The following is a 15303-nucleotide window of genomic DNA, read 5'->3' on the forward strand; positions in this document are numbered from 1 at the left end:
CCTACAGGCTACCAGCGCAGCATTACGCTACCGACGCTCGCCGCGCCGACGGTCCCCGTGCGCTTCTTGGCGCGGGACGCGGCGGCCAGTGACCGCGCGGCCAAACCGTTCCTCACGGCTGCGCTCCGTGTGACGCTGCGCTTGCGGGCGCTGACGACGTTGAGCGCGCTCTCCTCGCCCGCCACGCTCACGATCTGCTCGGTGCGCGCCGCCGCGACGCTCATTGGGAGGAGTGGGTTCCGGAATGAGGAAAATGCGATCGAAGAGCGGGCGGCCAAAATTCTGCATGGCGGAGACCTGCATCGGCTCGTGGCGCGCAACGTTGCACAACAGACCCATGGAGCCAATCGTAATAATCGCAGCGGTACCGCCGGCAGAAATCATGGGCAGCTGAATACCCGTCACCGGCAGCACGCCGATGACATAGCCAATGTTGATGAAGGCCTGGACCACCACGCCAACGGACAACGTCGCCGCGAGTAGAGACTGGAATTGGTCCTGCGCCCGCTTGGCAGTGCGCAGCCCGAAGTAGCCCAAAATGGCAAAGAGCCCGATGACCAAAGCACCGCCCCACAGGCCGAGCTCCTCGCCAATAATGGCGAAGACGAAGTCATTCTTTGCCTCCGGCAGGTAGAACCACTTGGCGCGTGACTGGCCTAGGCCGACGCCCCAGAAGCCGCCGTCGGCAAGCGAGAGGAAGCCCTGGTACGCCTGGAAACCTGTCCCTTGCGTGTCTTCGATGTTGCCGCGCAGGGCGTCAAAATAGGTGTGGAAGCGGTGGGAACGGAAGCCGCCCGCCAGGAAAACCGTAGCCATGCCGATGACACCGAAGACACCAACGACCGTTGGCACACGCCAGTCCACGCCAGCAAAGACGAGGGTAAAGACCACCACCAAAGCAAAAGACACGCCCATGCCCAGGTCGCCCTGCGCCACGATGAGCACGAACATGATGCCGGAAATGATGGAGTACATCATGAACGGGTCTGTCAGACGCATCGAACGATGAGTCTTATCTGCTAGAGCGGACGCGCCATACATGCCCACGGCCACACGTGCAAACTCGGATGGCTGGAAGGCAACGCCGCCAGGCAGCATAATCCATGACTGCGAACCGACCTCGGCACGTCCTGTACCTACGCCGGGGATAAGAACCAGGATGAGCAGAACGATTGCCAGCCCCAGGAACCACGGCACCAGCGCTCGCAGCGTTCGCGGAGACATCCGTAAACCGATCCAAAACACGATGAGACCAGCGACGACGAGGATGCATTGGCGCAGAGCAGCCGACCAGGGGCTGTCACTCTCCGAAAGCGAAGTCGCCATCGACGAGGAAAAGGCCATGAGCACGCCGATACCAATGAGCGAGAAAATAGCGATGCGCAGCATCTGATAATCCAGCCCTGGGTAGGCGCGCAGGCGCTCGCGGATATCGCGCGCGCGGTGGCCCAGCGTGCGGGGTGGCTTCTGGGTAGTGGTCACGGCGAATGCTCCTGGTTAGCGGGCGAGGCGGCGGGCTGCGGCGGCAAACATGTCGCCGCGCTGGCTCATTCCGGTGTACATATCCAACGATGCCGCAGCCGGCGCCAAAAGTACGGTATCGCCGGCGTCGGCGTGTTGCACCGCCGCTGCGACGGCCTCGTCCATGGCGGTTTGGGGGTCGTGGCTTTCCACCAGCACGATGGGCACGTGTGGTGCGGCCTTGGTAAGGGCTTGGGCGAGCAGGTGCTTATCGACGCCCACCAGAACCGCCGCCTTTATCCTGTCCGCGTGGGTACGCAGCAGTTCACTCACGTCTGCGCCTTTGAGCTGACCGCCGGCGACCCACACCACAGAGTCGAGGCCACGCAGGGCGATTTCTGCGGCATGCGGATTGGTGGCTTTGGAATTGTCGATGTAGGTCACGCCTGCGTGTTCGTGCACTATTTCGCCGCGGTGTCCGGCAACGACATAGGACTGGAGCCCTTCCGTGATGGACTCAGGATGGGCCCCTGCACGGGCAGCGACGGCCGCAGCTGCCGCGGCATCGAGCACGCCGGCCAGGCCCGCGGGCTGGAGGGTCGTTACGTCGTCGATGACGGTGGCCGTAACCCCAGCGACGTCGTTGATGAAGAGCCCTCCGGCGCTCACGCCGACCTGCCCTGGGGAAGGTTCGGTGTGGGTAAATCCGATGCGGGGCGGCTCAGTGTGGCCGTAGTGTTCGCTAACATAAGCGTCATCCAGGCCGATCACGGCATGGTCCCCACCTAGGATTTTTGCTTTATCCGCGGCATAGGCATCGAAGGAGCCGTGCCAGTCTAGGTGATCATCTGCCAGGTTGAGCAGCGCACCGACTTCTGGGCGCAGTTGGGACGACCAGTGCAACTGGAAGGAGGACAGCTCTGCCACAAGGATGTCCACGCGGGGAGTTGCTGCGAGGGCCTCGAAGGGAGAAACACCAATGTTGCCTACTGCTTGGGAACGCAGGCCAGAGCGCTGCTCATCTGCAGCCATGATGGCCGCGAGCATGCCCGTGGTCGTGGTCTTGCCGTTGGTACCGGTAATAGCCAACCAACGGCGTGGTGCGCCGAATACTTCCGCGCGGTCCAAGCGGTAGGCCAGCTCGACATCGCCGATGACGTCGAGGCCGCGGGACGCCGCGGCGGCGAGGAGCGGGGAATCCGGGCGCCAGCCCGGGGAGGTCACCACAAGGGAATAGTCCGCCCAATCCACCTTGTCGGGGTCCACGGTAGCGACGCTCAATTCGGACTCGAGACGTGATCGAGAATCCGCATTGCCGTCCGCGACGGTGATGTCTACGCCTAGGCCAGCTAGTACTGCGGCGCACCCGCGACCAGATACACCGGCGCCGGCTATGAGGACGCGGCCGTTGAGGAAATCAGGACGGGGACTCATGCGCTTAAGCCAATGCCGCTGGCGGTGAGCCAGTCACCGTAGAAGATTGCCACGCCGGCCATGGCAGCCATTGCTGCCAGCAGCCAGAAGCGGACCACAACGGCCGTTTCCGCCCAGCCGCCGTTTTCGAAGTGGTGGTGGATGGGAGCCATGCGGAAAAAGCGCTTGCCGGTGGTGCGGAAAACAACAATTTGGATGACCACAGACACCGTCTCAATAACAAAGAGGGCACCGATGACAATCATCAGCAGTTCCGTGCGGCTGGCCACGGAGATACCGGCAACGAGGCCACCCAGAGCCAAGGATCCGGTATCACCCATGAAGATCTTGGCCGGTGCAGCGTTCCACCACAGGAAGCCCAAGCAGCCACCCAAGCCGGCAGCGGCGAGGACTGCCAAGTCAAGTGGATCACGGACCTGGTAGCAGCCGGCGGTGAACTCGGAAGCACAGGAATAGCGGAATTGCCAGAAGGTCATGAGCGAATAGGAGCCCATAACGATGGCGGTCACACCCGCTGCAAGGCCGTCGAGGCCGTCAGTCAGGTTCACCGCATTCGACCACGCCGCAATGAGGATATACATAAAGATAAGGAACACGATGGTACCTACCACCGCTCCCCCGACCGCGAGGTCAAAGGTCTTCAGGTCACGGGTAAAGGACAGCTTGGTGGATCCTGGGGTAAGCCCCTCCTCATTAGGGAAGCGCAGCACCAAGAAACCGAAGAGCAGGGACAGCGCGAGCTGGCTGACAAGCTTGGCGGTCTTGTTGAGGCCCAAGTTGCGCTTCTTAAACAACTTGATGAAGTCATCCGCAAAGCCCACGGCACCCAGGCCCAAGGTAAGACCCAGGACGAGCACACCGGACGCGGTAAATCCCACATGGCCGGTAAGCCTGCCATAAAAACCTACGACGAGGTACGCCACCAAGATGCCCGCCAGAATGGCGAGGCCACCCATGGTGGGGGTTCCGCGTTTGCGCAAGTGCGATTTAGGCCCGTCTTCACGGATCTCCTGACCGCGGCCAGCGTCAGAGAAGTACCGGATAAGTACCGGGGTGGTAAAGATCGCCACGAGGAAGCTGACCACACCAGCGATGATGATCTGAGTCACGTGCTTGAAGTCCTTTCTAGCGGCTAGCTGTGGTTCAGCTCTTCCGCGACCAACCAGAGCCGCTGGGCATTAGATGCCTTCACCAAGACCACGTCCTTGACAGTGCGGTTGGCCCAGTCATCGACCCCTCCCGGGGCCGCGCGCAAGATACCGTCGACAGCTTTCGCAGCGGATGCGGCATCGGCGCACACCATTGTATTTATACCCTGCTCGGCCGCGGCTTCCGTCATCGCCCGGCAGTTGGCGCTTTCTCCCACTCCAATGAGGTGACTAACGTGGTATTTCGACAGGACCTCACCCAGTTGGCGGTGCGCTGACTCAGCGTCATTGCCAAGCTCGCCCATCTCCCCCAAAACGGCGATGGCGCGGGCATCAGGACGCGCGGCAGCAGTGTACGCCAAGGCTGCGATGGCAGCGCGCATGGAATCTGGGTTGGCGTTGTAGGAATCATCGATGATGGTGACGCCATCCCGGCGGGTCCGCACGTCCATACGGTGTTCCGAGGCGTTGCGATGCCCAGAGAGCGCATTGGCCACAGTCTGCGCGGACAATCCCAGCTCAATCGCCGCGGCTGCTGCCGCCAGCGCATTGGAGACCTGGTGAGAGCCAAAGACTTGCAGCTTGACGTCCACTGGTTGGGCGTCGGGGCTATGCAGGGTGAAGGAGGGGCGGGCGACGTCATCAAGCACAATGTCCGTGGCATAATACTGCGCCGCCGGAGCACCACCACGGCGGGTCTCCGTGGAGTAGTACACCACCTTGGCGTCTGTGCGAGCCGCCATAGCGGCAACGAAGGGGTCATCGGCGTTGAGAACGGCAACGCCGCCCTCGTCCGCGGTGGGCAGGGCCTCAACAAGCTCGCCCTTGGCCTTCGCGATGTTCTCGCGGGAGCCGAACTCACCCAAATGGGCAGAGCCAACGTTGAGGACCACGCCGATACGCGGCGCGGTGATATCGGTGAGGTGGCGAATGTGGCCAATACCGCGGGCCGACATCTCTGCGACGAGGTACTGGGTATGCTCATCACAGCGCAATGCCGTGTATGGCAGTCCAATCTCGTTGTTGAAGGAACCCGGTGGTGCCACAGTCTCCCCTACCGAGCGGAAAATCGTGGCAATAAGGTCCTTCGTCGAGGTCTTGCCGGCAGAACCGGTCACGCCCACAATGTTGAGATTGTGCTGCGTCAAACGCTGGGTGACCGCGCGGGCCAGAGCGGACAACGCGCGGACAACCGCCGCCGCGGAGCCGTCCTCATCGTTGGCATAGATATCCGCATTGGCACCATCACCTTCGACGCGCCCACGAGGCTCAACAATGACGGCCGGAACGCCCACCGGGCGTGCGGCGAGAACAGCAACCGCGCCTTTCTCGATAGCGGTCGCGGCAAAGTCGTGGCCGTCGACGCGTGCACCAGGCAGCGCGACGAAGAGGCCACCCGGGGTAACTTTGCGGGAATCGAATTCTACGAAGCCGGTGACCTGGGCATCCGGATTCTCAACGTGGTCGAGACGGCCGCCAGTGATCTGAGCGATCTCCCTGAGGCTTAAGGCGATCATGCGTCCTCCTTGGACTGAGAATCATCGTCGCTGTCACGGTACCCCGCTGAGGCCTGATTCGCGCTGTGACGAAGAACGTCGTCGAGGGCTCGCGCCATTTCTTCGCGGTCGTCGAAGTGGTGCATCGTCTCACCAATGAGCTGGCCTACTTCATGGCCTTTGCCCACGACAATGACGGCGTCACCGGGCCGTGCCCACGCAACAACTTCGTCGATAGCTGCGGCGCGGGAGTCTGCTTCACGAATATCGCCATCGGGGTTCGCTTCACGCGCGCCTTTCATGACGGCCGCGCGGATAGTGGCGGGGTCTTCGGTGCGGGGGTTGTCATCGGTAACGACGGTTAGGTCGGCACGTTTCGCGGCCGCGGCTCCCATCAGCGGGCGTTTGGAGGAGTCGCGGTCACCGCCAGCACCGACGACGATGCCGATACGGCCGGACGTTCCCTCCAGCTGTCCACGCAGGGTATCAAGTACCGCGGCGATGGCAGCCGGCTTGTGGGCATAGTCCACGACCGCCACGAAGTCCTGGCCGCGGTCAATGCGTTCCATGCGTCCTGGCACGGCGACTTTTTCTACGCCCTCGAGGAATGTTTGCGGGTCGAGTCCAATGGCTGCGGCCATGCCAGTCGCCAAAGCGGCATTGGCGATATTGAACTTACCGGGCATCGGAAGACGGAGATCATAAGACGTGCCGTTGGCAGCCACCGTCAATGTCACCTGTTGGGCACCGGTGGCCTCAGTGCTGAGTTGGCGTGCGGTGATATCAGCGTCGTCCTGCGTGGCAACGCGCGTAAGCGGTAGTGCCGCCGCACGTTTCGCCATACACTTGCCCCAGTCATCATCGACGCAGATGACGGCACGTTTGGCGGCTTGGGGGCCGTCGAAAAGCGCGGCTTTGGCTTCGAAGTAGTCCTCCATCGTGGGATGGAAGTCCAAGTGGTCCTGGCTCAGGTTAGTAAAACCACCGACGTCGAAACGAGTGCCTCGTACGCGCCCCAGCTCCAAGGCATGGGAGGAGACCTCCATGACCACGTGGGTCACGCCCTCAGACAGCATGCGGGCGAACAGCTCTTGAAGGGTCGGGGCCTCTGGGGTGGTTAGGGACGTCGGCACCAGCTCGCGATTGATGCGGGTACCAGTCGTTCCGATGAGGCCCACCGAATACCCAGCGTGAAGGAGACCGGCTTCGAGGAGGTAACTCGTCGTGGTCTTACCTGACGTGCCCGTTACGCCAAGGACGGTGAGCTTCTCGGTGGGATGTCCATAAATCTCCGCGGCTACGAGACCGAGGATGGCACGAATATCCTCCACCACGAGGATGGGACGGGACTCCCCTGCCTCAGCAAGGAGAGCCTGCCCCTCCTCGTCAGTCAGCACGGCTGCCGCCGGGGTATCTGCGGCATAACGCGCGCCATGCACGCGAGTACCAGGCAGCGCCGCGAAGAGCCCGCCCGGTGCCAGCGTGGCGGAGTTAAGGCCGCACGAGTCTACGGTGACCGAGGCATCCCCGATCACACGGCCTCCGGCAATGTCTGCTAGCCGCTCTAGGCTGATGCTGCTTGTCACTCTGTGTCTCCTCTTCTCTGTGCTTCTATTCTGTATCGTTCTCTCACTCGTTAAGGCTTACTCCGCACGCAGTGTCAGCGGCGGGGCCGGTGGTGACGGTGGAATGTTGTCGCGGTTGAGCAGCCATGCGGCGATGTCACTGAAGACTGGTGCGGCCGACTGACCGCCAGAACCATCGTCGTTCACGCCGGACTCTGGTTCGTCGAGCATGACGGCGACGACGAAACGGGGGTCGTCGGCAGGCGCGATGCCCGCAAACGTGATCCAGTACTTGGAGTTAGAGTAAGCACCGGTCTCTTCATCCACCTTCTGCGCGGTACCGGTCTTACCGGAAAGCTGGTATCCCTCAATCTTTGCGTTACCGGCGGTGCCGTTATTGATACCTCGCTCATCGGATTGGAAGACGGCTCGGAACATATCCACCACGGTGCGTGCCGTTTCGGGGCTCACCACTTGAGTCTTTTCTGGTTCCTCAAGTTCTTCCTTTGCGCCATCTGGACCGGTGATGGAATCAATGATGCGTGGTTCAATGCGCTCACCATCATTAGCTAGGGTCTGGTAAATCGACGCGAGCTGCAGAGCAGTCCACGACTGTCCTTGGCCGATCGGCAGGTTGGCAAAAGTTCCGCCGGACCACTGCGACAGTGCAGGAACGAGACCAGGAGACTCGTTTGGCAGCTCAATACCCGAGGTTTGGCCGAGTCCGAACTTCTTGAGGTATTCGGCGTATTTTTCCTGGCCTAGGCGCTCAGCCAACATGAGTGTTCCCACGTTTGAAGACTTACCAAAGACACCCGTGGTCGTATACGGCTCGACGCCGTGCGGCCATGCATCGTTCACAGTCACACCAGCCATATCAATGGAACCTGGGACCTGGTGGACCTCATCAGGATCGGTCAAACCTTCTTCAATAGTTGCCGCTGCAGTAATGATCTTGGCTACTGATCCCGGCTCAAAAGGATGGGAGATACTAAGGTTATCGAAGGTTTTATCCTTGTCTAGCTGCTTCTCAATGTCCTTGTTCGGATCGATGGTGTCCGTGTTCGCCATGGCGAGGACTTGTCCGGTGGCGGCATCAAGCACTACTGCTTCTGCATTCTTAGCCTTTGAGTTAGCTTTGGCCTTCTCCAGCTTTTGCTGGACGTAGGTCTGAAGGTCGAGGTCCAAGGTCAAGGTGACGTTCTTGCCGTCGGTGGTCGGCACCTGGTCGCGGAGAGTACCCGGGATAACCTGGCCGCTGGCGGAGACGTCCTCGGTGGAGCTGCCGTCGATGCCGGTCAACGTGGTGTCTCCAGAAGCCTCGAATCCAAATTGGCCTTGGCCATCCATGGACACCTTGCCGATAACGTTTTCCGCGATAGAACCGTTGGGGTATTGACGAATCTGCTGTTCATCAGCGGCAAGACCATGGAACTGCTCCGAAATTTCCACTGCGACATCTGGGTCCACGTTGCGAACGAGCACCTCGTACTGCGTATCAGCGCGGAGCTTGTCCATAATCTGGTCAGCATCCACATCTCCAGCATCGATACCAGCATCTTTAAGCATCGACGGGATACTCTCCGCCATCTCGGTGAGGCGGTCGTTGAGCTTGTTATCGAGGAAAGACTCCTGGGCATCAGGGGCAAGGCCGGCGTACTCAGCGGTGTTGACGGCCTCGAGCTTTTCTTGCTGGCGCAATTCATCACGCAGACGCGTTGGCGACACCGTCAGCGAGCGAGCGCGCATGGTGTAGGCAAGGCGCTGTCCATCACGGTCAAGAATCTCACCACGGCCAGCGGTGTCGATATAGACGCGGGTTCGCTGAGCTGCGGCCTTCGCTGCGAGGTCTGGCCCCCACACGATTTGTACCCAAGCAAGACGCCCCATCCACGCCAGCATGACGACAAGCAGCAGTGAAGCGACAACATGTACACGGCGGCGCATCGTCTTCTGCTGGCTGACGGCCGGTTTTCCAGTCCGCGGATTCTTGTCGCGCGTAGCGGGGATAACCCGATCGGCCTCGTATCGCTGCCGGGGCTGGTGCGCTGTGCCACGTGGTTGGGAAGCACGGGCCGTGGAAGGGCGCCTCGGGCGCCGACCACCGCTGTGTGGTGGAGTCACACGTCACCTTTCTTTCTGCAGCGGATGTGGCTGATATCCCGCCGGGAGCGGCGGGCCTACTTACCCCCGAATTGTGCCCTATGATCACCGCGTGCCCGCGCAGGCACGCGCGGGCAGGAGCCGGAATCTAACCGCGAGCTGCGTAGGGCGCCTGTGCCGGAATATCCGGAAGCTCCACGCCGCCTTCTGCCGGAGCAGATTCCTCCCCGTGGTCCTCATGCTCCGCAGACGCATCGCGCTCTGCATTGTCTCGGTGTGGCTGGCCGGTGTGGAGGTTCGGACGGACATTAAGGTTGTCAGACATATTGGCCGTTGCGTTTGGATCACTCGACGCTCGGCCCGGGCGAACTGGCTCGCCGTTGACGTCCACGACGGATTCCATCTCAGGAGTCGCTTGACGCTTCTCTTCAGGTTTTCCCTCGCCATTTACTTCAACGATGCCCGGCTGTACTGGGATTCCCATGTTGGCTTCGTGTGCACGGCGGGCAACATCCGAGGCAGAGCGAACATTCTCAAGGTCCCGGTTGAGGGTCTCCAGCTGGTTGTTGAGCGTCGACTCATGTGCCGTGAGCTGTTGAATCTTGAATGTTTGCGAGGTCGACAGACCCGATAGCCACATCGCTCCTATCACACCAGTGATAAGCAACGTGATGGCGATGACTGACAGCCGCGCAAAGCGTCCATTGTTCTTGGGCTTCTGAACAACGCGGCGCCCGCGGTTGCTTACAACCTGCTTCGAGCCGAGACGGCCTCCACGCAGCCCCTCGCTCTTGCGGCGAGTAGGCACGGTGCCGCGGTGCGGGGAGCGGCTGGGCAGCGGAGTCGTGCGACCGCCGCGTTCCAGCAGCGCAGTTGAGTGACCAGCGTAGTCGGATCCAGTGGTGAAATCGCGGCTTGCTCCCATGGTAGGGGTCCTCTCGTAGTGGCGGGAAGGGGCTGTGCGGTCTCGAAGCGTCATGATGTTCCTCCCGAGTCATGGAACGATGGGGTTCCATCCACTCGTTCCAAGGCGCGAACGCGTACTGACGCGGCCCGCGAGTTTTCAGCAATCTCTTCCTCGCTAGCCTTTTCCGCACCACGCGTCACAATGGAATAGTGGGCGGCAGTTCCAGGAAGATCCATCGGCAAACCTGCCGGAGTGGTGGAGGTGCTGAGCTCTTTGAAGGCCTGCTTCACTATGCGATCTTCGAGAGACTGATAGCTCATGAACACCGCGCGCCCACCAACAGAGAGAGCGTCCGTAATGACGGGAATAACCTGCTCGATGGCCTCAAGTTCCCGGTTAACCTCCACGCGCAGCGCCTGAAAAGTACGTTTCGCTGGGTGCCCGCCGGTGCGGCGAGTGGCTGCCGGAATAACGTCATACAGTAACTCGACGAGACGGGCAGACGTGGTAAACGGTTCCTTGTCCCGTTCTTTGAGCACTGCGGAGGCAATCTTGCCAGCAAAGCGCTCATCGCCATAAGTTTTCAGCACGCGAGCGAGGTCCCCGTGGCTGTAGGTATTGAGTACATCTGCAGCCGTTATCCCCTGGCTCGGATCCATGCGCATATCCAGCGGCGCATCCGTTTTGTACGCAAAGCCACGGTCAACCTGGTCGAGCTGCATGGAGGACACGCCAAGATCAAACAGCGCCCCGGCAATGCCATGTTCCCGGGCGATGGCAAAGATCTCACCCTCACCGTTTGCAATGGCGCCACCAACCTCATCGAAACGGGCATTAACGCCAACAAAGCGCTCTGGGAAGGCAGAGAGACGCTGCGAAGCATTACTTAATGATTGCCCATCCCTATCCACGCCAATGATGCGCACGGAAGGGAACTTTTGGAGGAAGTACTCGCTGTGACCACCCGCCCCCAGAGTGCCATCCACGATGACGGCGTTTTCCCCTGCGGCCTCAACTGCGGGTGCCAGCAACTGCGCCATGCGCTCACGCATGACGGGTACGTGACCGTGATTATCGTTCACGTCGTAGGTGATGGTCTCATCCTGTGCCACAGCCCGCTGTCCCCCTTCCTCAAGGCGCCTGAGTTCGCTGTCTGGTTTGGTCGATAAAGATTGAGTGCGTATAGGGCCCTGTCCGAGGAAGGCTTCTGATGTCGGGGAAGTACACCAGATCATCTTCCTCGGGCAGAGTCCGTACACGCACTCTCGTTGTCCCGGCCCTTACAAGAGGCCGGCAAGCACGTCGTCGGCATCTGCTGCCGAATAAGCGTCTTCAGTTTGCGCCTGGTACTCAGCCCACGCGGCTGCGTCCCAGATTTCGAGGAAATCAACTGAGCCAACGACTACGCACTCCTTGGTGAGGTTTGCGTATTCGCGATGACCCGCGGACAACGTGATACGCCCATGCCCGTCAGGACGTTGCTCGTCCGCACTCGCAGCCAAGTTACGGATAAACGCACGCGCGTCTGGGTTGGTACGTGACACAGCCGCCGCTTTCCTAGCTCGTGCCGCGAACTCCTCCCGCGGATACACCGCGAGCGAATGATCCTGCCCCTTGGTGACCATGAGGCCACCGGCCAGTTCTTCACGAAACTTCGCCGGAAGCGTGAGCCGCCCTTTGTCGTCGAGCTTGGGAGTGTAGGTACCGAGAAACATCCCGGGTCCACCTTCCTGTCACTCGAAAACTCCGGATTCCTCTCGCGACAGGAGATCAACTCTCCTCCGCTACGCCCCACTCTACCCCACTTTCCCCCACCTTCCACACTTTGAAGGCAAATTACACGCGCGTGTCTCACGATTATCGCAGATAAATAGCCTGTTTTTCGGTGGGGGAAATTCCCCAACACCCTCTTGACACGTCCCCCAGATAACCCCACCTAGCACTTTAGAATCACATGTAACTTAAGTAGCTTTACCCACACTTCCCTCTACAGCTCTCCCTTTCCTGCAGAATCACCCGAAGGTTGACCCCCAAGCATCCAATAAACACGAGCGTCAGCACCCCCACTATCAACCCAGTGGGGCAAAGTGGGGAATGTGGGGCAAAGTGAGGCGCCCGACAAAACACAAAAGCGCCGCACCACTCTGCATGCGATGACTAACGTCATCACCGCAAAGTAGTACGGCGCTAGAAAGCTAGTGAGAGCTCTTAACGCTCCTCAAAACGACGGCGGAAGTTATCTTCCAAACGATCGCCCATACCACCATGTCGTTTCTTCGACTGCTGGGGACGGGACGAAGAGGCAGTGGAAACAGACACCAAGGAGTCTCCAGAGTTTCCACGCAGCATCCAGACACCTGCACCAAACATCACAAGGAAGCCGAGAATGGAGAGTGCGATAAACCATAGCGACTGCTGCGCGAGAGCGATACCGCCCACCATCATACACAGGCCGACGACAACGAGTGCCACTCCACGGAGGGTAATGGCACCGGATCCCCCGCCAAAGGAGGAATCACCAGTTACAGACGCACCAAAGTCGGGGTCATTGGCCAGCAGCGACTGCTCAATTTCACGCAGTGCTTGCTGTTCTTGCTCAGAAAGGGCCACAGCGTCCTCCGTAGTGAGATTCGGGTAAATGATGTCTTTTTAGGGAATGTCTACCTCTATAACGTCAAGAGTAGCGAGATAGTTCCCGCAAAGACAGTCCGTCTCCCTGCGCCCGGCTACTACGTCACCACGATCACAAAAATAACTGCCAACTGCAGCTAATCCCACTACGCAGCCAAGCCACCGAAACCGAGTTCAGATTCGGTCGCGTCGACATATCGCGCAGACAGCGCCAAATACTCATAGACAGCATCCTCATGAGGAACTGGATCCATTCCCGACGCCACACGAGAACGCACCCGCGAGTACTCCTTAAACTCTGCCGCCCACTGAGCGTCCGCCGGACCTACGAGGGCAACCTGCTCCCATGCAGAAGTAGGCAGACGGCGACGCCGAGACACCGACGATGCTGCTACCCGCGCCCCAGCTGCACGCAGCGACGCACGATAAGCCATCTCTAGAGCGTCTTCAAAGCGACCCTGCGCGGCACTTGAGCGGGCATCCGCCAGCAAATCAAGGGCCTGAGTTAGAAAGCGATCGCGCCGGACACTTTGCATTGACTCTCGCCTACGCCCCCGCGCTGCCGCTGTTGCTGAAATTACCTGTGCCATGACCACTCCTCCTTGTTTGCCATAACCGCACCTACTGGCTGTGTGCCCGAGACACTCACCTGTGACGTTTCCCTAAGCTTCTGCGACTCACTGTAGGACCGCCTCCGTACATCCACCCCTAACATTAGTCCACGTGTTCGAATCTTGCAACGGTTTAAGTAAATTATTCCTCGTTTTTCGAACGCTAACGCGACGACTCCAACCTTCATTTTTCGGTTCCACTTTCGCCGGCTGTACGGATCTGTTGTTATTAGAACTGTGAGTTATACGCTGCGCCGTTTGAGCCCCCAAGAGTTCGCGATTGCCCTTCCACAGTTGGTAGACATCTATATCGAGGCCATGGGCTACTCAGAGGCCATGCGTGACAACTCGATCGCGCGCTGGAAGTCAGACCTCATGCGGCCAGGTTTTTCCTGCGTGGTCGCCACCACCGAGTACGGAATCTCCGGCTTTGCCTACGGTTTCTTGGGCTCCCCTGATACGTGGTGGGATAGGCAGCTCCGTCGTGCATTGATGACTATTGGCGGCCCCAGCCCGGAACAGGAGGACATCCTCCATAACTATTTTGAGCTCGCAGAAATCCACGTCCGCCCAGCAGAACAGGGCCACGGTCTTGGCCGCAGCATTCTCGAAGCCCTCGCTTGGAATCTGCCGGCGCGCTACATCCTCTTATCCACGCCCGAGCATCCAGGCGAAGCCAACTCCGCCTTCCGCTTATATCGCCGCATGGGCTTTACAGATTTCCTGCGCCAGCTCTACTACCCTGCCGATTCACGGCCTTTCGCTATCCTGCAGTCCTCCGTACCGCTCACACCCGTCGACACCACCCAACCTGGCGCTTAACCTGCTCGCCCCTGCCAGGTATCGTGACAAGTGTGACTGAACCGAAGATTCCTACCCTGGACGATATCCCCGCTGCCGTGCGCGCTGAGCTTGCCTTCTTTCTCGACGGACAGCGCGACTCCATCGCCGTTATTGGCCAGCCGGTAACCCACGCCATCTCCTACTTGGAATCCTTTGTTCTTAATGGTGGAAAACGCATCCGCCCGCTCTATGCCTGGGCCGGCTTCGTGGGCGCACATGGTCTGGAGGGATCGGAATCGCCGGAGGCAATGCTGCGCGCTGCCTCCTCACTCGAGTTCATTCAAGCGTGCGCGCTTATCCACGATGACATTGTGGATGCCTCCGATACCCGGCGCGGGAACCCCACCGTTCACCGAGGAGTCGCTGCCCGCCATCGCGAATTGGAATTGAATGGAGACGCAGATTTCTTCGGCCAATCTCTCGCCATCCTCATCGGCGATATGGCACTGGTCTGGGCAGAAGACATGCTCCAGGATTCAGGTCTGAGCCCTGAGGCACTTGCTCGCGTGCGCGAGCCTTGGCGCGGTATGCGCCGCGAGGTTATCGGGGGCCAGATGCTGGATATCTCACTCGAGGCTGAGGGCTCCGAGGATGCCTCCTTGGCGGATTCCGTGAACCGATTTAAGACGGCCGCCTACACCATCGAACGCCCACTCCACCTTGGTGCGGCTGTGGCAGGGGCATCGGAGGAGCTCATCGCTGCCTTCCGCGGCTACGGCCGCGATATTGGTATCGCCTTTCAGCTTCGTGATGACCTTCTCGGCGTTTTTGGAGACCCCGCTATTACCGGTAAACCTGCCGGTGACGATCTCCGCGAGGGCAAGCGCACCGTGTTGCTCTCCCTAGCGCTGCAGCGCACGGATGCCACTGACCCCGTCGCCGCGGCAGAGCTTCGTCGTCTCATTGGCCAGACCGAAGACCCCGATGAGATTTCGCGTATGGCTGAGATTATCGCTGAGTCGGGAGCGCCGGACGTCGTCGAGCAGCGTATCACCGAGCTGACACAGTCGGGTCTGTCGCACTTGTACGACGCCCACGTCTCTCCAGATGTGACTGCAACGCTGGAGGATCTTGCCCGCAAATCCACCGCCCGCCGGATGTAAC

Annotated in this window: 13 protein-coding genes; 2 read left to right on the plus strand and 11 right to left on the minus strand. The window is 60.2% G+C overall.

Annotated features, from left to right (window positions below; genetic code table 11):
• Window positions 1–27: 27 nt before the first annotated feature.
• The 11 genes from HMPREF2875_RS02515 to HMPREF2875_RS02565 form a co-directional block, all read right to left on the minus strand.
• Window positions 28–1482, minus strand: coding sequence for an FtsW/RodA/SpoVE family cell cycle protein (locus tag HMPREF2875_RS02515; RefSeq protein ID WP_070669921.1), 1455 nt, complete (start codon window positions 1480–1482; stop codon window positions 28–30).
• Window positions 1483–1497: 15 nt separating this feature from the next.
• Window positions 1498–2895: a UDP-N-acetylmuramoyl-L-alanine--D-glutamate ligase gene (gene murD / locus HMPREF2875_RS02520; protein WP_070669922.1), complete on the minus strand. Its 1398-nt coding sequence runs from the start codon at window positions 2893–2895 to the stop codon at window positions 1498–1500.
• Window positions 2892–4004 (minus strand): phospho-N-acetylmuramoyl-pentapeptide-transferase, encoded by a 1113-nt coding sequence (gene mraY / locus HMPREF2875_RS02525; RefSeq protein ID WP_039676097.1) that lies wholly within the window; start codon window positions 4002–4004, stop codon window positions 2892–2894. The genes murD and mraY overlap by 4 nt, the downstream gene beginning before the upstream one ends.
• Window positions 4005–4027: 23 nt before the next feature.
• A complete protein-coding gene (murF, locus tag HMPREF2875_RS02530) occupies window positions 4028–5560 on the minus strand; it encodes a UDP-N-acetylmuramoyl-tripeptide--D-alanyl-D-alanine ligase (RefSeq protein WP_070669923.1) in 1533 nt (510 codons plus the stop codon).
• Window positions 5557–7125 (minus strand): UDP-N-acetylmuramoyl-L-alanyl-D-glutamate--2,6-diaminopimelate ligase, encoded by a 1569-nt coding sequence (locus HMPREF2875_RS02535; RefSeq protein WP_070669924.1) that lies wholly within the window; start codon window positions 7123–7125, stop codon window positions 5557–5559. The genes murF and HMPREF2875_RS02535 overlap by 4 nt, the downstream gene beginning before the upstream one ends.
• Window positions 7126–7182: 57 nt before the next feature.
• Window positions 7183–9051, minus strand: a complete 1869-nt coding sequence (locus HMPREF2875_RS02540; RefSeq protein WP_070669925.1) for a peptidoglycan D,D-transpeptidase FtsI family protein — start codon at window positions 9049–9051, stop codon at window positions 7183–7185.
• A 304-nt stretch (window positions 9052–9355) separates the two neighbouring features.
• Window positions 9356–10132, minus strand: coding sequence for a cell division protein FtsL (locus HMPREF2875_RS02545; protein WP_246817016.1), 777 nt, complete (start codon window positions 10130–10132; stop codon window positions 9356–9358).
• A gap of 50 nt (window positions 10133–10182) precedes the next feature.
• Window positions 10183–11226 (minus strand): 16S rRNA (cytosine(1402)-N(4))-methyltransferase RsmH, encoded by a 1044-nt coding sequence (gene rsmH / locus HMPREF2875_RS02550; protein ID WP_141754549.1) that lies wholly within the window; start codon window positions 11224–11226, stop codon window positions 10183–10185.
• 168 nt (window positions 11227–11394) lie between these two features.
• Complete coding sequence (mraZ, locus tag HMPREF2875_RS02555) at window positions 11395–11829, minus strand: division/cell wall cluster transcriptional repressor MraZ (protein ID WP_010190539.1); 435 nt, start codon at window positions 11827–11829, stop codon at window positions 11395–11397.
• Window positions 11830–12322: 493 nt separating this feature from the next.
• On the minus strand, window positions 12323–12724 hold the full coding sequence (locus HMPREF2875_RS02560) for a DUF3040 domain-containing protein (protein ID WP_070669927.1): 402 nt from the start codon (window positions 12722–12724) through the stop codon (window positions 12323–12325).
• A 167-nt stretch (window positions 12725–12891) separates the two neighbouring features.
• On the minus strand, window positions 12892–13335 hold the full coding sequence (locus HMPREF2875_RS02565; protein ID WP_070669928.1) for an SAV_6107 family HEPN domain-containing protein: 444 nt from the start codon (window positions 13333–13335) through the stop codon (window positions 12892–12894).
• A gap of 258 nt (window positions 13336–13593) precedes the next feature.
• Here HMPREF2875_RS02565 and HMPREF2875_RS02570 point away from each other — a divergent pair, with 258 nt between their 5' ends.
• Together HMPREF2875_RS02570 and HMPREF2875_RS02575 are read left to right on the plus strand one after the other, a co-directional pair.
• Window positions 13594–14178: a GNAT family N-acetyltransferase gene (locus HMPREF2875_RS02570; RefSeq protein WP_070669929.1), complete on the plus strand. Its 585-nt coding sequence runs from the start codon at window positions 13594–13596 to the stop codon at window positions 14176–14178.
• 32 nt (window positions 14179–14210) lie between these two features.
• On the plus strand, window positions 14211–15302 hold the full coding sequence (locus HMPREF2875_RS02575) for a polyprenyl synthetase family protein (RefSeq protein ID WP_070669931.1): 1092 nt from the start codon (window positions 14211–14213) through the stop codon (window positions 15300–15302).
• Window position 15303: the final 1 nt, after the last annotated feature.

This window comes from Corynebacterium sp. HMSC078H07 (genome assembly GCF_001812805.1).
Taxonomy (GTDB): Bacteria; Actinomycetota; Actinomycetes; order Mycobacteriales; family Mycobacteriaceae; genus Corynebacterium.

What these genes read in the sequence shown, in the direction of transcription:
- murD (WP_070669922.1), bottom strand. Translation starts at nt 2,895, where the DNA reads ATGAGTCCCCGTCCTGATTTCCTCAACGGCCGCGTCCTCATAGCCGGC.
- murF (WP_070669923.1), bottom strand. Translation starts at nt 5,560, where the DNA reads ATGATCGCCTTAAGCCTCAGGGAGATCGCTCAGATCACTGGCGGCCGT.
- HMPREF2875_RS02540 (WP_070669925.1), bottom strand. Translation starts at nt 9,051, where the DNA reads ATGCGCCGCCGTGTACATGTTGTCGCTTCACTGCTGCTTGTCGTCATG.
- HMPREF2875_RS02545 (WP_246817016.1), bottom strand. Translation starts at nt 10,132, where the DNA reads ATGGGAGCAAGCCGCGATTTCACCACTGGATCCGACTACGCTGGTCAC.
- mraZ (WP_010190539.1), bottom strand. Translation starts at nt 11,829, where the DNA reads ATGTTTCTCGGTACCTACACTCCCAAGCTCGACGACAAAGGGCGGCTC.
- HMPREF2875_RS02565 (WP_070669928.1), bottom strand. Translation starts at nt 13,335, where the DNA reads ATGGCACAGGTAATTTCAGCAACAGCGGCAGCGCGGGGGCGTAGGCGA.